This is a genomic window from Sphingobium sp. Z007 (assembly GCF_900013425.1).
GTDB lineage: Bacteria > Pseudomonadota > Alphaproteobacteria > Sphingomonadales > Sphingomonadaceae > Sphingobium.
Genome location: NZ_FBXK01000001.1, coordinates 1,141,740 through 1,165,775, shown reverse-complemented (window position 1 = coordinate 1,165,775; position 24,036 = coordinate 1,141,740). Strand labels below are relative to the sequence as shown.

The following is a 24,036-nucleotide window of genomic DNA, read 5'->3' as shown; positions in this document are numbered from 1 at the left end:
CCATCCGCATGAAGCGGACGAGCATCCCCATATCGATACCGCCAAGCTGGTGGAGCGTGCGGCGCATCCCGCGTGGTCGGCATCGGCGAGACGGGGCTGGATTATTATTACGACCATAGCGACCGCGATCGGCAGCAGAAGAGCTTCCGATCGCACATCGTCGCGGCGCGCGACACCGGCCTGCCGCTGATCGTCCATACCCGCGATGCGGAAGAAGATACGCTGGCCATCATGCGCGACGAGATGGGGAAGGGGGCCTACTCCGGCGTCATTCACTGTTTCACCGCCAGCGGCGCCTTTGCTGACGCAGCGATAGAGCTGGGTTTCTACATCAGCATTTCAGGCATCGTGACATTCAAAAGCGCGAAGGATTTGCAGGCAACGGCGGCGCGGTTGCCGCTGGACCGGCTGCTGGTTGAGACGGACTCGCCCTTCCTGGCGCCGGTGCCGCATCGGGGCGGCCGTGCGAGCCCGCCTTCGTCGCGGACACGGCCAATTCCTGGCCCATCTGCGCGGTGAAAGCGTTGAAGAACTGGCGGCGGCGACGTCCGCCAATTTCCGCGCTTTGTTCAGCAAGGTCGCATGAGCCTGAAGCTGACCGTCCTGGGCAGCGGCACATCGTCCGGCGTGCCGCGGATCGGCAATGATTGGGGGACATGCGATCCCGCCGAGCCGAAAAACCGGCGGACGCGCGTGTCCATCCTGGTGGAAAGCCCGACAACGCGCATCCTGGTCGATACATCGCCCGACATGCGCGCGCAGTTGCTGGCCGCCGATGTGATCCAAATCGATGCGATCCTGTGGACGCATGACCATGCCGATCACAGCCATGGCATCGACGATGTCCGCCAACTTTTCCATCATCGCCGCACGCCGGTTCCTGGCTATGCGCGGGCGCAGACGCTCAAGCTGTTGAAAGAGCGCTTCGGCTATGCCTTTGAAGGGCGCAACGGCTATCACCCGACGATCGACGGCCATGTCCTGCCTGACGGGCTGCGGATCGGCGACATCGACATCGCCTGCGTCGACCAGCCCCATGGCGACATCTACTCCACCGGCTTTCGGTTCAGCCATGGTGCCGCTCGATCGGCTATGCCACCGATTTTCATATACTGACGCCGGACATGCTGACGCTGTACGATGGGCTGGACGTTTGGGTGGTCGATGCGCTGCGGGAGAAACCGCATCCGACCCATCCGCATCTGGCGCTGACACTGGACGGCATCGCGGCGACGGGACCGGGGCGGGCGATCCTGACCCATATGGATCAGAGCATGGATTATGCGACATTGTGTCGCACGCTCCCCAAGGCGTCGAACCGGGCTATGACGGCATGGTGGTGGAACTGGACGCGAAAGAGCAGGGGGCCTGATGGACGGCACGGATCAGGCGGCATCGACCCTCTGGTACGTGCTAGCGCTCGTCCTTGTCGGGTCCGCTTTAGTCGGACGGCAGATGGCCTGGGGCAGCGTGCTGCGCATGGCATTGCTGTGGGTCGCGATCTTCGCCGGGTTGCTAGGGCTGTTCAAATGCGCGCAGAGCCAAGGCTATCTGACCGGACGGTGGGCGGAGGAGGGGACGGTCGTTGGCCCGACGAAGCGCCGTCGGCACTGCCCAAGGCCGGACTGAAGGGCAGGCGCTGCGCATCCCGGTCGCGCCGGACGGCCATTATTGGGTCGAGGCGACGATCAACGGTACGTCGGCCCGGTTCCTGATCGACAGCGGCGCAACCGTCACGGCGCTGTCCGAAAATACGGCGCGGGCCGCGGGCCTCAACTATGATGTCGGCGAACCGGGGGTCATTATGACCACCGCCAACGGCAAGGTCACGGCCAAGCGGTCAAGCATCGCTACGCTGGCCATCGTCCCATTTCGGCGAGCGACCTACCTGTGGTCGTGTCGCCCGCCTTCGGGGAGGTCAATGTGATCGGCATGAACATGTTGTCGCGCCTGAAAAGCTGGGGCGTGCAGGATGGCGCGATGGTGCTGACGCCATGACCGACCAGACCGCTTCGACCGAGGTGCGTGCGCCGACGCAGGCGCAGCGGCTCAAGGCCATTATCGGCGGGTCCACCGCAATCTGGTCGAATGGTATGACTGGTATGCCTATGCGGCCTTCACCCTCTATTTCGCGCCGCATTTCTTTCCGGGCGGCGATCGTACCGCCCAGTTGCTGAGCACTGCGGGCGTCTTCGCCGTGGTTTCCTGATGCGGCCGATCGGCGCCTGGCTGATGGGCGTCTATGCCGATCGCCATGGGCGCAAAAGTGGCCTGACCCTGTCGGTCGCGCTGATGTGCGCGGGGTCGCTGCTGATCGCGGTGACACCGGGCTATGAGACGATCGGGGTCGCCGCCCCGGCGCTGCTGGTGCTGGCGCGGTTGATGCAGGGGTTGTCGATCGGCGGCGAATATGGGGCGAGTGCGACTTATCTGTCTGAAATGGCCGGCAAGAACCGCCGCGGCTTCTTTTCCAGCTTCCAATATGTGACGCTGATCGCCGGGCAGCTGGTCGCGATCTGCGTGCTGTTGCTGTTGCAGGCGACGCTGACCGAAGCGCAGCTTGACGCCTGGGGATGGCGCATTCCGTTCTTTATCGGCGGACTGCTGGCGATCGTGGTGTTCTGGCTGCGGCGCGGGCTGGCCGAGACGCAGAGCTTTAGCGTGGCCAAAGCGGCGGGCGCGCCCAAGTCCGGCTTCATGGAGCTGATGACCAATCATCCGCGCGAGACGCTGACGGTGATGCTGCTGACCGCGGGCGGGACGATCGCTTTCTATGCCTACAGCATCTACATGCAGAAATTCCTGGTCAACACCAGTGGCCTCAGCCGTGAAGTCGCGTCGCAGATCAATGCGGCGACGCTGTTTGTCTTCATGCTGTTGCAGCCGGCCGCGGGCGCGCTTTCGGACCGGATCGGGCGCAAGCCGCTGATGATCGGCTTTGGCGTCATGGGGGTGATCTGCACCTATCCGATCTTCGCGACCTTGGCGGTGACGAAAGACCCGCTGATCGCGGGGCTGCTGGTGATGGCGGGCCTGGTGATCGTCACCGGCTATACGTCGATCAACGCAGTCGTGAAGGCGGAGCTGTTTCCCACGCATATCCGCGCGCTAGGCGTGGCGCTGCCTTATGCGTTGGCCAATACTTTGTTCGGCGGGACGGCGGAATTCGTGGCGCTGTGGTTCAAACAGGCGGGCATGGAGCAGGCATTCTACATCTATGTCACGGTGATGATCGCCATATCGCTGATCGTCTATGTGCGGATGCGCGACACCGCCAAGCACAGCATGATCCAGGAGGATTGAGCTGCGTGCGACAGCGAGTTGGACAGCTATACGCAATTCGTGAGACGATATGTATTTAACATAAGATATATTATCGGACATTTAGTCGTGTAGGTGCCATTTAGAAATGACACCCCTCCGCTAGATAGAGATGACACTCTTTGGCCTTGGCGGCGAACGCGGTGTTCATGGTCTTCCCACGGGAGGATCAGACTATGACGGTGCTGGCGATGAGCCAAGGCGAGCTATCGAGATTTGATACACTGATGCGCGTTGAGCGCGGCGAACTTCGGATTGAGGATGCGGCGACGCTGCTTGGACTGAAGCGCCGGCAGATATTCCGGCTGCTGGCCGGCTCCGCGAAGATGGTGCCGCCGGCCTCATGTCCCGCAAGCGCGCCGCCGGGTAACCGCCGGCACAGCGATGCCTTCCGCGAAAAGGTCGTTGCGCTGGTCCGGGAGCATTATGCGGATTTCGGACCGACATTGGCGCGTGAGTATCTGGCTGAGCGCCATGGCATCAGGATCGGCTGCGAGACACTGCGCAAGTTGATGATGGACGCCGGTCTTTGGAAGGATTGTCAGGCCCGTCGCCCTCGCCCGTATCAGCCTCGCTATCGCCGGGATTGCCGAGGCGAGCTGATCCAGATCGACGGCTCAAAACATTGCTGGTTCGAAGATCGCGGGCCGCAATGCACCCTGCTGGTGTATATCGACGACGCGACCAGCGAGTTGATGCACCTCAGGATGGTCGAGAGCGAGAGCACCTTCGCCTATATGGAGGCGACCCGGGCGTACATCGAGCAACACGGCAAGCCGGTGGCCTTTTATTCCGATAAGCACAGCGTTTTCCGGAACGCGCGGGCCAGCGCCGCTCGTGGCGACGGCATGACGCATTTTGGCCGCGCGCTGGATGCTCTGAACATCGAGATCATCTGCGCCAACTCGCCGCAGGCCAAGGCCGGGTCGAACGGGCCAATGCCACCTTGCAGGATCGTCTGGTGAAAGCGATGCGCCTGGAAGGCATCTCGTCGATCATGGACGCCAACGCCTTTCTCGACAGCTATATGGTCAGGCACAACGAGCGGTTCGCCCGACCCGCCTTCGATGTCCGCGATCTGCACCGCCCCCTCGCCCCGCATGACGATCTGCGCGCGATCATGGTCTGGCGGGAGCAGCGGACCGTGACGGCGGCGCTGACGCTGCATTACAACAAGGCGATGTTCATTCTGGAGCCGAACGATGTGAGCCTGAATCTGGCGCGCAAGCGGGTGACGGTCTGTGAATATCCCGACGGCCGACTGGAGATCGAGCATGAGGGCCATGTCCTGCCCTATCGCCAGTTCGACAAGATGCGGCAGGTGAACCAGCCTGCCATTGTCGAGAACAAGCATCTGGACGCGGCGTTGCTGCTGGCAAAGCAGATGCAGGCGATCATGCCCCATCACCGCAAGCGCAACAACGACGCCCCTGCCCGCCGTGACCAGCCCATGCATATGTTCCCCGAGCCAGAACCACCCACGAAGATCGATCGCCGCAAACTGGGTGGTTCGAAGCTCAAGCGCGGTCCCAGGCTGAGCGATGCAGAGTTGCGCGAACGCGGCACGCTCAGGTTCGTTCAGAAGACATGAGCGGGCCCACTGCAGAGCAGCGGGTCCATGGTTCACCACCCCAAGGTCAGCGTATCAGCAGGGTCTGCGCTGCGCTAGGCCGATGGCTCCGCGCCGACCCTGCTGCTATAAATGGTGTCATTTCTATCTAGCGGAGATAGTGTCTTCTCTAATCAGCAGTAACATAGTCGTGTAGGTGCCATTTAGAAATGACACCCCTCCGCTAGATAGAGATGACACTCTTTGGCCTTGGCGGCGAACGCGGTGTTCATGGTCTTCCCACGGGAGGATCAGACTATGACGGTGCTGGCGATGAGCCAAGGCGAGCTATCGAGATTTGATACACTGATGCGCGTTGAGCGCGGCGAACTTCGGATTGAGGATGCGGCGACGCTGCTTGGACTGAAGCGCCGGCAGATATTCCGGCTGCTGGGCCGGCTCCGCGAAGATGGTGCCGCCGGCCTCATGTCCCGCAAGCGCGGCCGCCCGGGTAACGCCGGCACAGCGATGCCTTCCGCGAAAAGGTCGTTGCGCTGGTCCGGGAGCATTATGCGGATTTCGGACCGACATTGGCGCGTGAGTATCTGGCTGAGCGCCATGGCATCAGGATCGGCTGCGAGACACTGCGCAAGTTGATGATGGACGCCGGTCTTTGGAAGGATTGTCAGGCCCGTCGCCCTCGCCCGTATCAGCCTCGCTATCGCCGGGATTGCCGAGGCGAGCTGATCCAGATCGACGGCTCAAAACATTGCTGGTTCGAAGATCGCGGGCCGCAATGCACCCTGCTGGTGTATATCGACGACGCGACCAGCGAGTTGATGCACCTCAGGATGGTCGAGAGCGAGAGCACCTTCGCCTATATGGAGGCGACCCGGGCGTACATCGAGCAACACGGCAAGCCGGTGGCCTTTTATTCCGATAAGCACAGCGTTTTCCGGAACGCGCGGGCCAGCGCCGCTCGTGGCGACGGCATGACGCATTTTGGCCGCGCGCTGGATGCTCTGAACATCGAGATCATCTGCGCCAACTCGCCGCAGGCCAAGGGCCGGGTCGAACGGGCCAATGCCACCTTGCAGGATCGTCTGGTGAAAGCGATGCGCCTGGAAGGCATCTCGTCGATCATGGACGCCAACGCCTTTCTCGACAGCTATATGGTCAGGCACAACGAGCGGTTCGCCCGACCCGCCTTCGATGTCCGCGATCTGCACCGCCCCCTCGCCCCGCATGACGATCTGCGCGCGATCATGGTCTGGCGGGAGCAGCGGACCGTGACGGCGGCGCTGACGCTGCATTACAACAAGGCGATGTTCATTCTGGAGCCGAACGATGTGAGCCTGAATCTGGCGCGCAAGCGGGTGACGGTCTGTGAATATCCCGACGGCCGACTGGAGATCGAGCATGAGGGCCATGTCCTGCCCTATCGCCAGTTCGACAAGATGCGGCAGGTGAACCAGCCTGCCATTGTCGAGAACAAGCATCTGGACGCGGCGTTGCTGCTGGCAAAGCAGATGCAGGCGATCATGCCCCATCACCGCAAGCGCAACAACGACGCCCCTGCCCGCCGTGACCAGCCCATGCATATGTTCCCCGAGCCAGAACCACCCACGAAGATCGATCGCCGCAAACTGGGTGGTTCGAAGCTCAAGCGCGGTCCCAGGCTGAGCGATGCAGAGTTGCGCGAACGCGGCACGCTCAGGTTCGTTCAGAAGACATGAGCGGGCCCACTGCAGAGCAGCGGGTCCATGGTTCACCACCCCAAGGTCAGCGTATCAGCAGGGTCTGCGCTGCGCTAGGCCGATGGCTCCGCGCCGACCCTGCTGCTATAAATGGTGTCATTTCTATCTAGCGGAGATAGTGTCTTCTCTAATCAGCAGTAACATATGCCATCCGCTACAGCCGGTCTCGCATCGTCCGTATCACCTCGTCCATGAAATCGACCGTGGCCCTGATCCGAGTCAGCCGTTGCAAATCGGCGTGCATCACCAACCAGTAGCTACGCCATACTTCGATCTCCTGCGGCAATATCCGTACCAGTCGTTCATCCTCACCCGCGGCAAAGATGTGGAGCACGCCAATGCCCATGCCTGCCACGACCGCGGCATGTTGCGCCGCGCTGGAACTGGACCGGAAGCCGATCGGCGCGCCGGGCAAGATCTGGTCCAGCGCGATCATTTCGGGGAATCCGGCCAGTTCCTCGATATAGGATATGAAGGCATGACGGTTGAGGTCGGCGCGCACCACCGGTTCGCCATGGCTGGCCAGATAGTCGCGCGACGCGTAGAGACCCAGGCGATAGTCCACCAGCTTGCGGGTCACCAGCCGCCCCTTGGGCGGTGGTTTCAGCATCACCGCAATGTCGGCTTCACGCTTGGACAGGCTGGCCACCCGGCTTTCGGACGCCAGTTCCAGCGTCAGCCGCGGATGCCGGGCGCGCAAAGCGGCGACATGGGGCGCAACCAGATAGCTGGCGCAGGCTTCGGGCGTTGCCAGGCGCACCGTCCCTTCGACTTCGCTGTCCCGGCCGGACACGCTGCCGACCGCCGCCAGCAATTCGCTCTCGATCCGTTCGGCATGACCCACGAGCGCGAAGGCGGCCTGGGTCGGCGTGACGCCGCGCGGGGAACGATCGAACAGGCGCGCGCCCAGTGTCGCTTCCAAGCTGGTGATCCGCCGCGCAACAGTGCTATGGTCGACACCGACACGGCGCGACGCCGCTAGCATGTTGCCTTCGCGCATGACGGCCAGGAATAGGCGGAGATCGTCGGAATTCAGCATAGGCATAACTGCACAACCAATGTGTCGTTATATGCATATCCCTGCCAAGCTGCCTAGTCTATGAAAAGCGCGTTCCGATCAGGAGAGGATCTAATATGACCACCGTCACCCATTTCATCCATGGCACGTCCGCGTCTCTGTCCGGCGCGCGCCTATCCGACATTCTCGATCCGTCCACCGGCGCGGTCCAGGCGCAGGTCGAACTAGGCAATGCCGACCTGCTCCAGAAGGCGATCGATTCCGCGCTGTCGGCCCAGCCCGACTGGGCCGGGACCAACCCACAACGCCGCGCCCGCGTGATGTTCAAATTCAAGGAACTGATCGAAGCCAATATGGACGAATTGGCGCGGATGCTGTCGTCCGAACATGGCAAGGTGCTGGCCGACTCAAGAGGCGACATCCAGCGTGGGCTGGAAGTCGTGGAATTCGCCTGCGGCATCCCGCACCTGCTGAAAGGCGATTATACCCAGGGCGCCGGCCCCGGCATCGACGTCTATTCGATGCGCCAGCCGCTGGGCATCGTGTCGGGCATCACTCCGTTCAACTTCCCGGCCATGATCCCGCTGTGGATGAGCGCGATGGCGATCGCGTGCGGGAACGCCTTCATCCTCAAGCCGTCGGAGCGCGATCCGTCCGTGCCGGTCCGCCTGGCGGAACTGGCGCTGGAAGCGGGCCTGCCCGCCGGCATCCTGAACGTCGTCCATGGCGACAAGGAAATGGTCGACGCCATTCTCGACCATCCCGATATCAAGGCGGTCAGCTTCGTCGGATCGTCCGACATCGCCAATTATGTCTATCAGCGCGCCGCCGCGAACGGCAAACGGGCGCAATGCATGGGCGGCGCGAAGAATCACGGCATCATCCTGCCCGACGCGGACATGGACCAGGCGGTCGCCGATATCGTGGGCGCGGCCTATGGTTCGGCGGGCGAACGCTGCATGGCGTTGCCGGTCGTGACCCCGGTGGGCGAGGCGACGGCGGAAATCTTCCGCACCAAGCTGATCGCCGCGATCGAGACGCTGCGCCCCGGCATCCCGACCGATCCCGATGCGCAATATGGTCCGCTCGTCACCGGCCAGCACAAGGCGCGGGTCGAATCCTACATCCAGATGGCGGCCGATGAGGGCGCTGAAATTGTGGTCGATGGCCGCGGCTTCCAGTTGCAGGGCTATGAGGACGGTTTCTACCTTGCCCCCACGCTGATCGACCGGGTCACGCCGCAGATGAAAAGCTATCAGGACGAAATCTTCGGCCCGGTGCTCCAGATCCTGCGCGCCGAGACGTTCGAGGAGGCGCTAAGCTATCCGAGCAAACATCAATATGGCAATGGCGTCGCGATCTTCACCCGCAATGGCGATTATGCCCGCAAGTTCGCCGCGGAGGTCGAAGTCGGCATGGTCGGCATCAACGTGCCGATCCCGGTGCCGGTCGCCTATCACAGCTTTGGCGGCTGGAAGCGTTCGGGCTTCGGCGATCTCGACCAATATGGCGAGGATGGCGTGCGCTTCTACACCCGCACCAAGAAGATCACGCAGCGCTGGCCGACCGGCGGCGCGGTGGTGGACCAGAGCTTCGTCATTCCGACGATGAAGTAAGCGCTTCTGGGCGGGCGATCGCTGCGGCCATCGCCCGTCCCCTCTCCCCTCTCCCCTCTCCCCTCTCCCCGCTTCCCGTCCAGCAGAAACCGCGTTACGCCGGGCGGATGACCCATATCCTCCTTGCAGGCGCTACCGGCCTGGTCGGTGGCGCGGCGCTGGCGCGACTACTGGACGATGATCGCGTGACGCAGGTCGTCGCGCCGACGCGGCGGCCACTCGCGCCCCATCCCAAATTGCTCAATCCGCTGGTGGACAGCCGCACCCTGCCCCGCGACGCGCCATGGTGGACAGTCGATGCCGCGATTTGCGCGCTGGGTACGACGCGCAAAAAGGCCGGATCGGCGGAGGCGTTCCGTGCGGTCGATCATGATTATGTCCTGGCGATCGCCGCGCAGGTGCGGCGCAGCGGCGCGCGTCGCTTTGCGCTGACCTCCTCCATGGGGGCGGACAGCCACTCGCCCTTTCTCTATCCGCGGACCAAGGGCGAGGTCGAAGCGGCGGTACGCCAGCTCGCCTTTCCATCGCTGACGATCCTGCGGCCGGGGCTGTTGGGCGGCGATCGGACGGAGCATCGGCCGATGGAACGGATCATGGGCCGGTTGCTGAGGATCGCCGGCCCGATCCTGCCGGCCAGCGCCAGGATCAGCCCGGCCGCGACGGTGGCGCAGCTGTTGGTCGCGGCGGCGCTGGACGGGCAGCCAGGCACGCATGTCATAACGGCGGCAGATATCGCACGCGCCGCCGTGCTCTAGATCAGCTTGAGCACCATGTCGGCATGTTCGGGCCGACAGATGAGCAGGTCGGGCAGATAGACATCGGCCTGGTTATAGACGAGCGGCGATCCGTCGATTCGCGAGCAATGGAGGCCGTGGGCCAGCGCGACGGCGACCGGGGCCATGCTGTCCCATTCATATTGGCCGCCCGAATGCAGGTAGATGTCGGCCTGGCCCAGGATGATCGCCATCGCCTTGGCCCCCGCCGAACCCATCGGCACCAGTTCCGCGCCGAGATGCGCGGCGACTTCGATCGCTTCGGCCGCCGGGCGGGTGCGGCTGACGACCATGCGCAGCCGGTCGGGTGCGGAGGGTAACGGGATGGGCTGGTCGGACCGCAGGACGAGGCCACGCCCGCCCCCTACGCCGTCCATGCCCGGCAACCCGACCGCGCCGATGGCGGGGCGGCCATCGATCGCCAGCCCAACATGCACCGCCCAGTCGGCCCGCTCCTCGCCATATTCGCGCGTGCCATCGACCGGATCGACGATCCATACCCGGCTTTTGGCCAGGCGATCGGCGTTATCCTTTTCCTCCTCCGACAACAGCCCGTCGTCCGGGCGCTGTTCGCGCAGGGCGTGGCATAGGAACTGGTTGGCGGTCTGGTCCCCCGCCTTACCCAGCGCCTTGGGGCTGAACAGGCCGGAGGCGCGCACGTCGAGCAGCAGTCGGCCGGCGATCTCGGCGAGATAGGCAGCCAGCTTCGCGTCGGACAGGTCCAGGCTCATGGGATCAGCCTGGCGACGATCGCCTCGGCCGCCTCCTCCGCCGTCATCTCCGCCGTGTCGATCCGAATCTCCGGGTCTTCGGGCGCTTCATAGGGACTGTCGATGCCGGTGAAATTCTTCAGCTGGCCCGCTCGCGCCTTCTTGTAGAGGCCCTTGACGTCGCGCGCCTCGGCATCGGCGAGCGTAGAGTCGATATGCACTTCGATGAACTCGCCCGGCTGCATCATCTGCCGCACCATGTCGCGTTCGGCGCGGAAGGGGGAGATGAAGGCGGTGATGACGATCAGGCCCGCATCGGTCATCAGCTTCGCCACTTCGCCCACGCGGCGGATATTTTCCACCCGGTCGGCGTCGGTGAAGCCAAGATCCTTGTTCAGGCCATGGCGGACATTGTCGCCGTCCAGCAGGAAGGTGTGACGGTTCATGCGCGCCAGTTTCTTTTCGACCAGATTGGCGATGGTCGATTTGCCTGCCCCCGACAACCCTGTGAACCAGAGGACGGCCGGCTTCTGATTCTTCAGCCCCGCATGGAAATCGCGGCTGACGTCGGTCGCCTGCCAATGGACATTCTGGGCGCGGCGCAGGCTGAAATGCAGCATCCCGGCGGCCACGGTGGCGTTGGTGATCTTGTCGATCAGGATGAAACCGCCCAGCGTCCGGTTGTCGGCATAGGGTTCAAACACGATCTGCTTGTCCGTCGACAGATTGGCGACGCCGATGGCGTTCAGCTCCAGCGTCTTGGCCGCCAGCTGCTCCATCGTGTTGACGTTGACCTGATATTTCGGCTGCTGCACCGTCGCCGTCACCGTCTGGGTGCCGATCTTGAGCCAGTAGGAGCGGCCCGGCAGCATTTCCTCGTCCGCCATCCACACGATCGTCACTTCAAACTGGTCCGCGACCTGGGGTGGATTGTCGGACGCCGCGATCACGTCGCCGCGCGAACAATCGACCTCATCGGCGAAGCAGAGCGTGACCGACTGACCGGCGACGGCTTCGTCCAGGTCGCCATTAAGGGTTACGATACGCGTGATGGCGCTGGTCTTGCCCGATGGCAGCACGCGAATGGCGTCGCCGGGCCGCACCGATCCGGTTGCGATCTGGCCGGAAAAGCCGCGGAAATCGAGATTGGGGCGGTTGACCCACTGGACCGCCATGCGGAACGGCTTGTCCGCATCGGCCGCGCTGTTCACCTCGACCGTTTCCAAATGCTCGATCAGCGCCGGGCCGGTGTACCAGGGCGTATTGGCACTGGGACCGGTGATATTGTCGCCCTTAAAGCCGGAAATCGGCATCGGCGTGAAGGCGGTAATGCCGATCGAACGAGCGAACGCGGCATAATCGCTAACGATACTGTCGAACACCGCCTGATCATAACCGACCAGGTCCATCTTGTTGACGGCCAGCACGATGTTGCGGATGCCGATGAGGTGGGCGAGATAGCTGTGGCGGCGGGTTTGCGTCAGGATGCCCTTGCGCGCGTCGATCAGGATGACGGCCAGGTCCGCGGTCGACGCGCCGGTCACCATGTTGCGGGTATATTGTTCGTGGCCGGGCGTGTCGGCCACGATGAACTTGCGCTTTTCGGTGCCGAAGAAACGATAGGCGACGTCGATCGTGATGCCCTGCTCCCGCTCCGCGGCCAGGCCATCGACCAGCAGGGCGAAATCGATCTCCTGCCCATGCGTGCCGACCTTCTTGCTGTCCGCCTCCAGCGCGGCCAACTGATCCTCGAAGATCATCTTGCTGTCATAGAGCAGTCGGCCGATCAGCGTCGATTTGCCATCGTCCACCGACCCGCAGGTGATAAAGCGCAGCATCGTCTTATGCTCGTGAACCTTGAGATATTGATCGATATCTTCGGCGATGAGGGCGTCGGTCTTGTAGATGGGGTCTGTGGAAACGTCAGTCATAATCTAAATTCCCCGTTCGGGCTGAGCTTGTCGAAGCCCTCCACTGAGCGAAGCGAAGTGCCTCCCTTCGGTCGGCCGAGCCCTTCGACAGGCTCAGGGCGAACGGTGGGAGCGCGCGGGTTCAGAAGTAGCCTTCCTGCTTCTTCTTCTCCATGCCCGCGCCGCCGGCATCCTTGTCGATCGCGCGGCCCTGCCGTTCGGACGTGGTTGTCAGCAGCGTTTCCTGGATCACCTCCGGCAGCGTCTTGGCCGTGCTTTCGACCGCGCCGGTCAGCGGATAGCAGCCCAGCGTGCGGAAACGGATCGATCGCATCACCGGCGTTTCGCCCGGCATCAGGGGGAAGCGGTCGTCATCGACCATCAGCAACATGCCGTCGCGCTCCACCGTCGGGCGTTCGTCCGCGAAATAGAGCGGCACGATCGGCACATCGTTCAGGTGGATATATTGCCAGATATCCAGCTCGGTCCAGTTGCTGATCGGGAAGATGCGGATGCTTTCGCCCTTATTCTTGCGGGCATTGTAGAGGTTCCATAGTTCGGGCCGCTGATTCTTGGGGTCCCAACCGTGGCTGGCAGTGCGGAAGGAGAAGATGCGCTCCTTCGCCCGGCTTTTTTCCTCGTCGCGCCGCGCACCGCCAAAGGCCGCGTCGAAGCCGTAAAGATTAAGCGCCTGCTTCAACCCCTCCGTCTTCCACATATCGGTGTGCAGCGCGCCATGGTCGAACGGGTTGATGCCCCGGTCCTTGGCTTCCTGGTTCTGATAGACCAGCAATTCCATGCCGCTTTCCTGCGCCATCCGGTCGCGCAGCTTGTACATTTCCTGGAATTTCCAGGTCGTATCGACATGCAGCAAGGGGAAGGGCGGCGGCGAAGGATAGAAGGCCTTGCGCGCCAGATGCAGCATCACCGCGCTGTCCTTGCCGACGGAATAGAGCATCACCGGCTTTTCCGCCTCGGCCACCACTTCCCGCAGGATGTGGATGCTTTCAGCTTCCAGCCGCTCCAGATGAGTCAGGGTCTTTACGTCCACCATGGTCCTCGCAATCTTGTTGCGCGTAGCTTTGGCAGCAAGCAACTAATATTGGACCTCCCAAATGGGAGGGTGTAGGATCGCGTCATGCGATTGGATGATTCCGGCCTGCTGGTCAGCCTGAGCGAAGGCATGTTCCAGCAGCCGCTCTGGCATGATTTTCTCGAACGGCTGCGGAGCCGGACGCAGGTCCGCTACGTCAGCCTGGCCTTTCGCCCGGTCGACGAGAAGAATATCGTCGAACTCTATGCCGGCCCTGCGGCGCCGCCACATCTGAACCGGTTGTTCGCCGAGAAATATGGTCACGATCCCCTGCCCTATCGCAACATGCGGGAGGGGCGGGTCTATGCGCTCGCCGAGCTGATCCCGCCGGACAATGCCGCGCTGCAATCCTATCGGAGCGACTTCCTGCATGGCATGGGCGTCGAGGACATACGATCGGTGCGGGTGACGGAGAGCAGCGGGGTGGATGCCTGGCTGAGCCTCGCAGGCGTGCGCATATCCTCTTCGGCGACGGCGTTGCTGACCGCGCTTGCTCCACATCTGCGCACGGCGTTGCGCGGCTTCGTGGCGCTGGAGCGGGAGAAGTTGCGATCGACCCTGACGTCCGAAGCCTTTGGCCGGCTGAATTTCGGCTGGCTGACGCTGGACGCCCAATGCCGCATCCTGGACATGACGCCCCATGTGGAACAGCTATTCCAGCGCAACACCATCCTGCGGCGTGGGCGCTATGACCGATTGACCCCGACATCGCCAGGGCTGGACCGTGAGCTGACGGCGCTGGTCAAGGCGTTCGCGCAGGATGCGGAGGCGCGGCCGCGCGCGATCAATCTGAGCCGCGATCCGTGGATGGACATGCTGGTCGCGCCGTTCCGCGGACAGTCGGTGGCGGCGGGCGGGACGCCAGTGGCGATCGTCTATCTGAGCGGCGACCGATCGTCGCAGGCGGACCGGTGCGAGCAGCTGGTCGATCTGTTCGGATTATTGCCCAGCGAAGCCCGGCTTGCCTGGGAAATGGGCCAAGGTATCCCGATCGCGCAAGCCGCGGCCAATCTCCATCTGACGGTCGAAACGGCGCGCAACTATTCCAAGAAAATCTACGCCAAGATGGGCGCGCGCGGCCAGGCCGAACTGGTGCGCATCATCCTGAGCAGCGTGCTGGCGATCGCCTGACGCGGCAAGCCAGTCTCATGTCGCCAGCATCTGCCCGATCGAACTGTCGAAATGCCGGTCGATCGCCGCAGCGGCGGCGACAGCGTCACGGTCCGCGATCGCCTGGGCCAGGTCGAGATGGCAGGCGATGATCTGCTGGCGCTGTTCATCGGTCCGGCGCGTTTCCCAGGCGCGGGGCACCGCGGTTTCCATCAGCGGCGCGAAGGACCGCATGATCTGCGCAAAGAGCAGGTTCGACGCCGCCTCGGCGATCGCATTGTGTAGCGCGATGTCGAGCCGGGTCACCTGGACCATGTCGTCGCAATCCTTCGCCATCGCCTGAGCAATGGCCAAAATCTCAGCCGCCTGCGCGTCGGTGCGGCGTTGCGCTGCAAGCGCGACGATCCGCAACTCCAGCGTGCGCCGCACGTCCCACACATCGGCGACGCTGACCTGCTCGGTCGATACCGCATGGTCGAGCGAGGCCCCCATAACCGCTCCGTCGATCGCCCCCACCCGCGCGCGACGGCCATTGCCGACGTCTATCAGGTGTAAGGCGGCGAGCGCGCCGAACGCCTCGCGCATCACAGCCCGGCTGACGCCCAGGCTGGTGGCGAAGGCGCCTTCGCCGGGCAGCGTGTCACCGACCCGCAAGCTATGAGCGCGGATATGATCGCGCACCGCCTGGATCGCGCGTTCGACCAACGAGCCGCCATCGTCGATCGCCCGGCTCGTCATGCCGCCAGCCTTTCGGCGCGATAGAGCGTTGGCGCGACGCCGAAATGACGGGCGAAGGCGCGGGTGAAGCTGGCATTGTTGAGATAGCCGCAGCGATAGCCGATCGAGGACACCGGTAGTTCGGTCGCGACCAGCATCTCCCCTGCCCGGTCGAGCCGCTGCGCCGTGATCGCGTCGGCGACCGAACTGCCGAACATATCGCGAAAGCCGCGAGTGAGCTTGGCGCGATTGAGGCCGCAGGCGCGGGCGATGCCGTCCAGCGTCAGCTTCTCCGCCCAGCGATCTTCGATCATGCGCCGCGCCGTCAGCAGCCTTTCGCTGTCGGCACGCGACAGCAGCGCATCCTGCCCGATCGGCACGAACCCGTCTTCGCGCCCGGTGCGCAGAAGCTCGCAAAACAGCTCGATGCTCTTGGCCAGCCGATAGGGCGCTGCCGCCGCGTCGTGCAGCCGACAGTCGCGGATGGCGATCGCGATCGCACGCAGCGGCGCGGGCAGATAATAAGCGACGCCCGGCGTGAGCGGCACCACGCCGTCCGCTACCCGCGCGCAGGCTTCGGGCGCGACCAGCAGGATGAGGCGGCTGCCGGGATCGTCGTTCAGGTCGGCGAGCGTGGGTTGCTCGATCAGTCGCACCGACGCTGCCTGCCCCACTGCGCCGAAGCCGAACAGCAAAGCGGCGGAAAGTCCCATATCATTGGCGGGCGTAGCGATGCCCGGCCCGACCAGCGCAATCATCTCCGGCGACACACTGATTCGGTCCATGGGCATCGTCTCCTTAGCCCTATCCTTACCTATCTGACAGCTTTTGGCAATAGCTATCAGATAGGTCTGGCAGGCGCGCGACGCATGGCCAGCCAGAAGGCGCCGACGGACAGGATGCTGACCGATACGCCGACGGTGGCGAGGCCCTCGCCCAGATGCGCTTCGCCGCCGAGAAGGCCACTGATCGCGGTCACCAATGTCGGTGCTACGCCGAAGCCGATCAGCCCGGCTATGGCGATGAAGGCGCCGATGCACAGGCCGCGCAACTCGTTGGGCAGCATCACCGTGAGCGCGACGGAGGTGATGAGGCCGGTGACGGTGCCGCACAACATCAGCGCGCCCAGCGCCACGGCGAAGGACGGGACGCCGGGCATGATCGGGAAGAGCGCGGCCGGGATACCCAGCGCCGCGGCGATGACCGCACCGATCAGCAGGCCGCCTTGCCGCCCGCTCTTCTGCCCGATATCGGCCGCGACTCCGCCCAGCACCGATCCCGCGACCCCGGTCAGGAAGATGAGGATGCCCATCCAACCGGCAAAATCGGGCGGCGACAGGCCGTAGCTGCGCGACAGGACGGGGGATGCCCAGATCGCGGCGGCTGCGTCGGCCATCACCACGCTGACCTGCCCGATGAACAGCGGACCAAGAAAGGCGCGGCGCGACCAGAGTTCGCCCAGAACCACGCGCCAGGGCGCATGAATGCCTGCCGCTACCTCTCGCCTCGTCGGTTCGCGCAGCAGCAATAGGGGCAGGACGAGCGCTGCACTCAACGCGGCCAAGGCGAAATGCACCGCGCGCCAGGGGGCGACATCCGCCAGCGATCCCCCGCCTGCCCTCTGGCGCAGGAACAGGCTGAGCAGCCAGCCCGCCAGCGCGAACGCCCCGGCCTGCCCCAGCGCCTTGCCCAGGGTCACGACCAGCAGCGCCCTGCCCCGCTGGTGCGGCGGACACAGATCGGCGCACAGTGACAGCGCCGCGGTGAGCGCGCCGGTGGTCCCGATCCCGGCGAACATGCGGGCCACGAACAGCGTGGGCACGCTTTGCGCCGTTGCGGTAAGGAAAGTACCCAGCGTCCAGATCATCGCCAGCCCGATGAACAGGCGCAAACGGTTGGTTCGGTCAACCAATAACCCAATGGGTATGGAAAACAGCAGCAATGGCACGGCGGCGGCGACGCCCTGGACCAGCGACAATTGGAAATCGCTCAGGCCCATTTCCGCCTTCGCGCCTTCCTGCACCATGCTGAACGACCCCATCATGGTGAAGCCTGCCCCCATCGCCAGCGCCAGGATCAGCAGCGGCGGCAACTGGTGCAGGAAAGATGGGGTGTGAGCGGGGGTGGCGGTCATCGGGGCGATCCTTTCTGCGGCATGGCACGCCATGTGCCAGTCATGATGCCCGGCCGCGCCAAGGGGAGTCGACGCGACCGGACAGTTTAGCCCCCCGGCTAAACGGCGTGATGTCAGAGCGTGAAGATCTTGCCCGGATTGAACAGGTTCTTCGGGTCGATCGCGCGCTTGATGACGCGCATCAGGTCGACCGCCTCGCCCAGTTCCTCGACCAGGCAATGCTGCTTGCCGATGCCGATGCCATGTTCGCCGGTGCAGGTGCCGTCCATCGCCAGCGCCCGGTCGACCAGTCGCTGGTTGAGCGCCTCCACCTCCGCCATCTCCTCCGGCGCGCCTGGGTCGATGGAGAAGATAACGTGGAAATTGCCGTCGCCGACATGGCCCAATATCGTGCCCGGCACGCTGGTCGTCGCCAAGTCGGCCTTGGTCTGGGTGATGCATTCGGCCAAGCGACTGATCGGCACGCACACGTCCGTCGCCCAACCGATCGCGCCGGGGCGCTGGTTGACCGCGGCATAATAGGCCTCATGCCGGGCCTTCCATAATTTGGAGCGTTCCTCCGGCAGGTTCGACCAGCTGAATTGCCCGCCGCCGTTCATCCCGGCGATTGCCTCCACCGTGCGCACCTGTTCCTCGACATAGGTTGGGGAGCCGTGAAATTCGAAGAAGAGCGTGGTCTGTTCGGGATAGTCCAGCTTCGACCAGCGATTGACCGCGCGCATCTGCGCATCGTCCAATATCTCGACCCGCGCCAGCGGCACCCCGATCTGGATCGACTGCACCACCGTATCGACCGCCCCTTCCAGGCTGTCGAAACTGCATACGGCCGAGGATATGGCTTCGGGAATGGCGTGGAGGCGCAGAGTCACCTCCGTGATGATGCCCAGCGTGCCTTCGCTGCCGATCATCAACCGGGTGAGGTCATAGCCCGCGGCCGACTTGCGCGCGCGCCGGGCGGTGCGGATGTCGCGGCCGTCGGGCGTCACGATGCGCAGCGACAGGATCGCCTCGCGCATCGTGCCGTAACGCACCGCGTTGGTGCCCGACGCGCGGGTCGACGCCATGCCGCCCAGCGTCGCATTGGCGCCCGGATCGATCGGGAAGAACAGGCCCTGATCGCGCAGATGCTCGTTCAACTGTTCGCGCCGCACGCCCGCCTGCACGGTGCAGTCGAAATCCTCGACATTCACTGCCAAGATGGCGTCCATCCGACTAAGATCGACCGTCACCCCGCCCCGTACCGGCAGGGTGTTGCCCTCGATCGAGGTGCCCGCACCAAAGGGGATGATCGGCACATCGGCAGCGACGCATAGATTGACCAGCGTCACGACATCTTGCGTCGAACGGGCGAAGACGACCGCGTCCGGCAAGACGGGCGCGAAATGCGTCTCGCTCTGACCATGCTGGCTGCGCACCGCTTCGCCCAGCGCCAAATTGTCGCCAAAGGCGGCGGCAAGCTGGTCGAGGAAGCCGTCCGGCAGGGCTTTGCGGGGTGGAAAGGTGAGCGCGCTCATCGGATCAGAATCGAAAGCTGGCGCGCACGCCATAGCGGCGTCTGTCGCCGATGATGCCCAGGTCCGATGCGGGCAGACCAGCGAGGATGAGCGTCGTTTTTTCGATATAGGCGTCGAAATATTTCTTGTTGAACAGGTTGGTGCCGAACAGCGCCAGTTCGATGCTGCCGCTGCGATAAGTGATCGACCCGTTGGCCAAAATATAGGATTTCAGGAATGTCGGCGTCGTCTCGTTGAGCGTGCCGGCCAGCCGCTTGCCCTTGCCGGTGAGGCCTGCGTTGAAGGTCAGGCTGTTCTCATCGCCCAGCGGCACGACATAGTCGCTCGACAGACTGAGCATCCAGTCGGGCTGGAACGTCAGCCGGTCGCTCGACAGCATCCGGCCGGTGATGGCGGTATAAGGCGAACTGTCGGTCAGGCGGGCGTGCATATAGGTCAGGCCGCCCGACAGCGTCCATTGCTCCACCGGCTTGAAGGAAAATTCGACCTCGGCGCCATAGCTTTCCACGTCCCCGCTGTTGAGATCGACGGTCACAAGGCCGCCGGTGGAGGCCGGAGCGATAGAGTTGAGACCGATATAATCCTTATAATCATTATAGAATATTTCGCCAGACAGCGTCACGCGGCGATCGGCCGAGGCATATTTGGTGCCGATTTCATAGGTCCAGGCGGAATCGCCCTTATAGACGCGCACCGGCGCGGTCACGGCGTTGAAGCCGCCGCCACGATAGCCGCGCGCGACCGAGGCATAGGTCATCAACTCGCGGTTCCAGTGGCGGGTGACCGACAGGCGCGGTTCGACTTCGTTGGATTTCAGGCCGACCGGCGACGGCGTTCCGCCATTGACGAAGCCGACGGACGAGCGATCCTCATGATCGTAACGCAAGCCCAGCGCGACTTCCCAGTCCGCATTGGGTTTCCAGAAAGCGGTGCCGAAGGCGGCATAGGTATCCGCCTTGGTCGCATTCTGGGCACGGTTGTTGATCGCGACCGGGAACGGCCCGGTCGGCAGCGGCAAGGTCAGCTGAATATTGGTCAGCTGGTTCGCGCGCGTCGTCTCGCGGCTGTAGAACAGGCCAACCAGGGTGGAGAACTGGTCGCTATATTCGGTGTCGAAACGCAGTTCGACCGTCTTGGTGCGCAGGCGGTCGCTGCTGCTCTGCCGCACGGCGGGGACGGGCGTGGTCGCATCGCTGGGACCGAAATCGCCGTCGGTGTCGGGCGCGCTGGTGTCGCGCGCGTCATAGGCGGCCAGCAGCGACACCTTAGTGTTGATCGCGTCAATCGGCGTTTCGATCCGGGCGTTTACGCCGCGATATTTGTAGCGGGTGGTCCCCAGCGTATCGAACTGGTTGTTGCGCGAATAGTCGGTTGGCCCTGTGACGCGGGCATAGGGGACGTTGGCGCCCTTCACCCAGTCATAATAGCCGTTCACGACGATGGTCAGCTCTTCGCTGGGCGTGGCGCGGATGGTGGTGCTGAGCGAGTCGGTGTTGAAGCGGTTCGCCTTGCCGCCGATATTTATATTGTTGATGAAACCGTCCTGCTCGCGGTGCGACCCGCCGATACGGATCGCCAGCTTGTCCTGCACGATCGGGGCGGACACCGAACCGGACAGCAGCCAGCTATTATCCGGCCCGGCATAGCTTGCCGACCCGCGCGCCTCGAAATCATTGCCCGGCTGGCGAGTAATGACGTTGATCGCGCCGCCCAGTGTATTCTTGCCATAGAGCGTGCCCTGTGGTCCGCGCAGCACCTCGATCCGCTCGACATCGAGCAGCGGGTTGTTGAGATAGGCGGTGTTGGGGCGATAGATGCCATCGACGAACAGGCCGACGCCCGGTTGCACCGACGAGACCAGGGTGACGCCGACGCCGCGGATCGAGACGAACGCGCGGCCGGCGCCGTCGCTGGAGATGTTGAGGCCGGGCGACAAGGCCGCGGCTTCGCGCACCGAATTGATATTACGCCGGGCGAGCGTGTCGCCGCTGATCGCCGTCACCGCGACCGGCACGTCGAGCAGCGTTTCCTGCCGCTTGCGCGCAGTGACGATGATGTCGGATGATCCCGCGTCGGCGACAGGCGCCTGCTGCGCCTGCGCGGCGAGGGGAAGCGGTGCGGCGATCGCGACACCGGCAGATAAGAGGGCCTTCAACGTCATCCTGTCTCTCCTCCCGGCGTCCGGTGGATCATGTCCTGCGGATCGCCCATGGGCCTATCTGATAGGTACAGCTTTCAGATAGGTTTGGGGAGATAGACCATTATGCCGTCCGGGTCGATCGCTTCGCCGATCGGATTGCGCATAGCGCAAAAGCTGTCTGACTCGTCGTCTCATTCATGCGTTACCAGCAACTATAGCCGCCGTCGGCCAACACGATGCTGCCGGTCATCAGGCTGGCCGCGTCGGATGCGAGGAAGGCGACGACCGACGCCACTTCCTCTACCTCGCCCAGGCGCGCCATGGGCGTCGAATCGATCCAGCGCCGATACATGGGACTTTCCTTGTCCGCAAAGGCGTTCAAGGGCGTGCGGATATAGGTCGGCGCGACTGCATTGACCCGCACGCCGCGATCCGCCCATTCGGCCGCCAGACTCTTCGTCAATTGATGCACCGCCGCCTTGGACGCATTATAATAGCTTTGCGGCTGCGGCCGGTTGATGATGAATCCGCTCATCGACCCCACATTGACGATGCTGCCCTGGCCGCGTTCCAGCATATGTCGGCCAAAGGCGCGGGCGCACCAGAAGGTGCCGTTCAGGTTGACGTCGATGACGTTGCGCCACTGTTCGTCGGTCACTGATTCTGCGGGCGTATCGCTGCGCGCGATGCCGGCATTGTTGACCAGAATGTCGATCGCCCCGATCCGGTCGGCGACGGCATCTACCGCCTGACTGTCGGTTACGTCCATCACGACACTCTCGACGGTCAGCCCCTTCGCCGTCATTGCCGCGACGGCCGCGTCGATCGTGGCAGGGTGGATATCCGCGATCGTCACGACCGCGCCCATTTCACTCAAAGCTTCGACGCAGGCAAGGCCAATGCCGCTCGCCCCTCCGGTGACCAACGCGCGGCGGCCATCCAGCCTTAGTCGTTCCAGATACATGGGCTTGCGTCCTTCAAGGCAGGTAAGGCGCGCAGGGCATGGGCGGTTCATAGGCCGCCTTCCCCTGCGCAAGCTGATAAACCAGCCGATTGTCGCGGGTGAACGCGTCCCAGGGCAGGCGGCCGTCGGTGGCGAAATCGACCCAGATGCGGTGCACCCGGTCGGACAGCGCCTGAGGCGGCGCTTCACCGCACAGGCCCTCAGGGCCGGTCGTGCTGGCGAGCGTATCGAAGACGAACGGCAGTTCCATCCCATGCGCCGCGCCCAGCCCGATCGACGTTGGGGTGGCAAACAAGGGTGAACGCCATGCAAATTCATACATATGCGTGCGTCCGCGATGCGCTTCGGCAAAGCGGCGGGCGGGCCAGCGGAACACCAGATCGTGCAAGGCATTGGTGAACGCATGGCCGGGCTTCACGCCCTTCGCCCCCATGCCATAGGCCTTGAGCAGCTTACGTGCCTGGGGTTGATGCTTATGGATGAACCAAGTCGCGAGCAGGCGGCCGATCCTCTCCCGCACGCCGGTCGGCACGAAATAGAGGTTCATTTCCTCCGCATTGGTCCCGATCAGCAGGTCTACCTCCGCCCCCACCCCGGCCTTGAGCGCGTCGAGCGGCTTTTGCGGCAGCACATCGTCGCCATGGACGGGCACGAAGCGACTGATGCCGAACACCGGTTCCCGCCCTTCGGCGTCGCGCAGGTCGAGCCGGGCGGTCGGCCGACTGACCTTCTCCATCGCGTCCAGCATGTCGCCTGGCGCGACCGATCGGAAGCCGGCGGCGTCGGGCGTGATTTTCAGCCGCTTCGCCAGCGCCTTGACCAGTTGCTGCGCGACGGGGATATCGCGAGTCATCGCGCCATGGCCGCTTTGGACGATGGCGCGGCGGAACAGCCCTTTGGCCAGCGGTGAGGCGATCAGGTTGGCGACCGACATAGCGCCTGCCGATTCGCCAAAAACGGTCACGTTGGCGGGATCACCGCCAAAAGCCGCAATGTTATCCCGCACCCATATCAGCGCGAAAATCTGGTCGCGCAGGCCCAGATTGGTCGGGATGCCGGGGATGGGCAGGAATCCTTCGACGCCCAGCCGATAGTTGATCGCCACCATCAGCACGCCGTCGCGGGCAAAGGCGCTGCCGTCCTGCACCGGCGCATCCTTGCTGCCCAGGACGAAGCCGCCGCCATGGATGAAGACCATCACCGGCAACGCGGTCCGATCATCAGCGGGTTTCCAGATGTTGAGCGTCAGATAATCGTCGCCCGGAAGCCAGCCCTTGCCCACCAGCGATTCGACATTCACGCCCGGCACACCGCGAACCCGCTGCGGTGCGCTGGCGCCGGGATCGAGGGCATCGCGCACGCCATCCCAGCCCAGGGTCGGGCGCGGCGGGGCGAAGCGGCGGTCGCCGATGGGCGGCGCGGCATAGGGAATGCCCAGAAAGCGGGCGACGCCATCGGCCACGGCCCCGCGCACCAGCCCAGCCGCTGTCGGCACGATCATGTCCATTGCATCCGCTCCTGTCATTCTTGCCCGGCAGCTTACGGCGTGGACGATGAAACAGGGAGAATAAAGCCTTTGCCGTGCCGCACGGCCATGGTGCCGAACGGCTGAGGCAGCGACGTCCGGCAGGCTTTTTCGCGGCTGGGAATTATCCATCAAAAATGCTAATGCGATTGACTTGCATCATAAGCGTCGGATAATCGCATCAT

The 24,036-nt window shown here is 63.8% G+C and carries 18 protein-coding genes and 4 pseudogenes; 11 read left to right on the top strand and 11 right to left on the bottom strand.

Translation table 11 applies throughout. The features are described 5' to 3' along the window. The 8 genes and pseudogenes from CEQ44_RS05280 to CEQ44_RS05255 form a co-directional block, all read left to right on the top strand. Positions 1–586 (top strand): annotated as a pseudogene (locus CEQ44_RS05280) (TatD family hydrolase); the annotation flags it as partial. Continuing rightward, positions 583–1,372, top strand: a pseudogene (locus CEQ44_RS05275) (MBL fold metallo-hydrolase). The pseudogenes CEQ44_RS05280 and CEQ44_RS05275, both read left to right, overlap by 4 nt. Beyond that, a complete protein-coding gene (locus CEQ44_RS24890) occupies positions 1,372–1,629 on the top strand; it encodes a hypothetical protein (RefSeq protein WP_256960023.1) in 258 nt (85 codons plus the stop codon). The pseudogene CEQ44_RS05275 and the gene CEQ44_RS24890 overlap by 1 nt, the downstream one beginning before the upstream one ends. Next, positions 1,586–1,927 (top strand): TIGR02281 family clan AA aspartic protease, encoded by a 342-nt coding sequence (locus tag CEQ44_RS24885; RefSeq protein ID WP_256960022.1) that lies wholly within the window; start codon positions 1,586–1,588, stop codon positions 1,925–1,927. Before CEQ44_RS24890 ends, CEQ44_RS24885 begins: the two co-directional genes overlap by 44 nt. 67 nt (positions 1,928–1,994) lie before the next feature. Further along, positions 1,995–3,303 (top strand): annotated as a pseudogene (locus CEQ44_RS05265) (MFS transporter). A 194-nt stretch (positions 3,304–3,497) separates the two neighbouring features. Next, positions 3,498–4,286: an ISNCY family transposase gene (locus CEQ44_RS24700; protein WP_218821574.1), complete on the top strand. Its 789-nt coding sequence runs from the start codon at positions 3,498–3,500 to the stop codon at positions 4,284–4,286. Next, positions 4,283–4,912 carry a hypothetical protein gene (locus tag CEQ44_RS24695; RefSeq protein ID WP_218821573.1) on the top strand — a complete coding sequence of 210 codons (630 nt, stop codon included), beginning with the start codon at positions 4,283–4,285 and terminating at the stop codon, positions 4,910–4,912. Before CEQ44_RS24700 ends, CEQ44_RS24695 begins: the two co-directional genes overlap by 4 nt. A 276-nt stretch (positions 4,913–5,188) precedes the next feature. Continuing rightward, positions 5,189–6,606: pseudogene (locus CEQ44_RS05255) on the top strand (ISNCY family transposase). A 175-nt stretch (positions 6,607–6,781) separates the two neighbouring features. Here CEQ44_RS05255 and CEQ44_RS05250 read toward each other — a convergent pair. Continuing rightward, positions 6,782–7,666: a LysR family transcriptional regulator gene (locus CEQ44_RS05250; protein ID WP_088182512.1), complete on the bottom strand. Its 885-nt coding sequence runs from the start codon at positions 7,664–7,666 to the stop codon at positions 6,782–6,784. A gap of 95 nt (positions 7,667–7,761) precedes the next feature. On the opposite strand from CEQ44_RS05250, the gene CEQ44_RS05245 reads away from it, so the two are divergent. After that, positions 7,762–9,261: a CoA-acylating methylmalonate-semialdehyde dehydrogenase gene (locus tag CEQ44_RS05245; RefSeq protein WP_088182511.1), complete on the top strand. Its 1,500-nt coding sequence runs from the start codon at positions 7,762–7,764 to the stop codon at positions 9,259–9,261. Between the two features lie 107 nt (positions 9,262–9,368). Further along, positions 9,369–10,016 carry an NAD(P)H-binding protein gene (locus tag CEQ44_RS05240; RefSeq protein WP_088182510.1) on the top strand — a complete coding sequence of 216 codons (648 nt, stop codon included), beginning with the start codon at positions 9,369–9,371 and terminating at the stop codon, positions 10,014–10,016. Here the strand turns inward: CEQ44_RS05240 and CEQ44_RS05235 are convergent. The 3 genes from CEQ44_RS05235 to cysD form a co-directional block, all read right to left on the bottom strand. Beyond that, positions 10,013–10,765 (bottom strand): 3'(2'),5'-bisphosphate nucleotidase CysQ, encoded by a 753-nt coding sequence (locus tag CEQ44_RS05235; RefSeq protein ID WP_088182509.1) that lies wholly within the window; start codon positions 10,763–10,765, stop codon positions 10,013–10,015. The genes CEQ44_RS05240 and CEQ44_RS05235 overlap by 4 nt on opposite strands. Further along, entirely contained in the window at positions 10,762–12,675 is a 1,914-nt protein-coding gene (cysN, locus tag CEQ44_RS05230) for a sulfate adenylyltransferase subunit CysN (RefSeq protein ID WP_088182508.1), read from the bottom strand. The genes CEQ44_RS05235 and cysN overlap by 4 nt, the downstream gene beginning before the upstream one ends. A 121-nt stretch (positions 12,676–12,796) precedes the next feature. After that, entirely contained in the window at positions 12,797–13,708 is a 912-nt protein-coding gene (gene cysD, locus CEQ44_RS05225) for a sulfate adenylyltransferase subunit CysD (protein WP_088182507.1), read from the bottom strand. Positions 13,709–13,792: 84 nt separating this feature from the next. Between cysD and CEQ44_RS05220 the strand changes: the two genes are divergently transcribed. Beyond that, positions 13,793–14,878 (top strand): helix-turn-helix transcriptional regulator, encoded by a 1,086-nt coding sequence (locus CEQ44_RS05220; protein WP_088182506.1) that lies wholly within the window; start codon positions 13,793–13,795, stop codon positions 14,876–14,878. A gap of 15 nt (positions 14,879–14,893) precedes the next feature. Here CEQ44_RS05220 and CEQ44_RS05215 read toward each other — a convergent pair whose 3' ends face one another. The 7 genes from CEQ44_RS05215 to CEQ44_RS05185 all read right to left on the bottom strand — a co-directional run bounded on the left by CEQ44_RS05215 (position 14,894) and on the right by CEQ44_RS05185 (position 23,833). Beyond that, on the bottom strand, positions 14,894–15,595 hold the full coding sequence (locus CEQ44_RS05215) for a FadR/GntR family transcriptional regulator (RefSeq protein ID WP_088182505.1): 702 nt from the start codon (positions 15,593–15,595) through the stop codon (positions 14,894–14,896). Next, a complete protein-coding gene (locus CEQ44_RS05210) occupies positions 15,592–16,359 on the bottom strand; it encodes an AraC family transcriptional regulator (RefSeq protein WP_088182504.1) in 768 nt (255 codons plus the stop codon). The genes CEQ44_RS05215 and CEQ44_RS05210 overlap by 4 nt, the downstream gene beginning before the upstream one ends. Before the next feature lie 56 nt (positions 16,360–16,415). Beyond that, positions 16,416–17,708 carry an MFS transporter gene (locus CEQ44_RS05205; protein ID WP_088182521.1) on the bottom strand — a complete coding sequence of 431 codons (1,293 nt, stop codon included), beginning with the start codon at positions 17,706–17,708 and terminating at the stop codon, positions 16,416–16,418. A gap of 113 nt (positions 17,709–17,821) precedes the next feature. Next, a complete protein-coding gene (locus CEQ44_RS05200) occupies positions 17,822–19,222 on the bottom strand; it encodes an FAD-binding oxidoreductase (protein ID WP_088182503.1) in 1,401 nt (466 codons plus the stop codon). A 4-nt stretch (positions 19,223–19,226) separates the two neighbouring features. Continuing rightward, positions 19,227–21,383 carry a TonB-dependent receptor gene (locus CEQ44_RS05195; protein ID WP_254913934.1) on the bottom strand — a complete coding sequence of 719 codons (2,157 nt, stop codon included), beginning with the start codon at positions 21,381–21,383 and terminating at the stop codon, positions 19,227–19,229. A 181-nt stretch (positions 21,384–21,564) separates the two neighbouring features. After that, positions 21,565–22,326 (bottom strand): SDR family NAD(P)-dependent oxidoreductase, encoded by a 762-nt coding sequence (locus tag CEQ44_RS05190; protein WP_088182502.1) that lies wholly within the window; start codon positions 22,324–22,326, stop codon positions 21,565–21,567. A 13-nt stretch (positions 22,327–22,339) separates the two neighbouring features. Further along, entirely contained in the window at positions 22,340–23,833 is a 1,494-nt protein-coding gene (locus CEQ44_RS05185; RefSeq protein ID WP_254913935.1) for a carboxylesterase/lipase family protein, read from the bottom strand. Positions 23,834–24,036 lie beyond the last annotated feature (203 nt).

What these genes read in the sequence shown, in the direction of transcription:
- cysD (WP_088182507.1), bottom strand. Translation starts at nt 13,708, where the DNA reads ATGGTGGACGTAAAGACCCTGACTCATCTGGAGCGGCTGGAAGCTGAA.
- CEQ44_RS24700 (WP_218821574.1), top strand. Translation starts at nt 3,498, where the DNA reads ATGACGGTGCTGGCGATGAGCCAAGGCGAGCTATCGAGATTTGATACA.
- cysN (WP_088182508.1), bottom strand. Translation starts at nt 12,675, where the DNA reads ATGACTGACGTTTCCACAGACCCCATCTACAAGACCGACGCCCTCATC.
- CEQ44_RS05185 (WP_254913935.1), bottom strand. Translation starts at nt 23,833, where the DNA reads ATGGACATGATCGTGCCGACAGCGGCTGGGCTGGTGCGCGGGGCCGTG.
- CEQ44_RS05215 (WP_088182505.1), bottom strand. Translation starts at nt 15,595, where the DNA reads ATGACGAGCCGGGCGATCGACGATGGCGGCTCGTTGGTCGAACGCGCG.
- CEQ44_RS05250 (WP_088182512.1), bottom strand. Translation starts at nt 7,666, where the DNA reads ATGCTGAATTCCGACGATCTCCGCCTATTCCTGGCCGTCATGCGCGAA.
- CEQ44_RS05205 (WP_088182521.1), bottom strand. Translation starts at nt 17,708, where the DNA reads ATGACCGCCACCCCCGCTCACACCCCATCTTTCCTGCACCAGTTGCCG.
- CEQ44_RS05240 (WP_088182510.1), top strand. Translation starts at nt 9,369, where the DNA reads ATGACCCATATCCTCCTTGCAGGCGCTACCGGCCTGGTCGGTGGCGCG.
- CEQ44_RS05190 (WP_088182502.1), bottom strand. Translation starts at nt 22,326, where the DNA reads ATGTATCTGGAACGACTAAGGCTGGATGGCCGCCGCGCGTTGGTCACC.
- CEQ44_RS05210 (WP_088182504.1), bottom strand. Translation starts at nt 16,359, where the DNA reads ATGGACCGAATCAGTGTGTCGCCGGAGATGATTGCGCTGGTCGGGCCG.
- CEQ44_RS05220 (WP_088182506.1), top strand. Translation starts at nt 13,793, where the DNA reads ATGCGATTGGATGATTCCGGCCTGCTGGTCAGCCTGAGCGAAGGCATG.
- CEQ44_RS24890 (WP_256960023.1), top strand. Translation starts at nt 1,372, where the DNA reads ATGGACGGCACGGATCAGGCGGCATCGACCCTCTGGTACGTGCTAGCG.
- CEQ44_RS05195 (WP_254913934.1), bottom strand. Translation starts at nt 21,383, where the DNA reads ATGACGTTGAAGGCCCTCTTATCTGCCGGTGTCGCGATCGCCGCACCG.
- CEQ44_RS05200 (WP_088182503.1), bottom strand. Translation starts at nt 19,222, where the DNA reads ATGAGCGCGCTCACCTTTCCACCCCGCAAAGCCCTGCCGGACGGCTTC.
- CEQ44_RS05235 (WP_088182509.1), bottom strand. Translation starts at nt 10,765, where the DNA reads ATGAGCCTGGACCTGTCCGACGCGAAGCTGGCTGCCTATCTCGCCGAG.
- CEQ44_RS05245 (WP_088182511.1), top strand. Translation starts at nt 7,762, where the DNA reads ATGACCACCGTCACCCATTTCATCCATGGCACGTCCGCGTCTCTGTCC.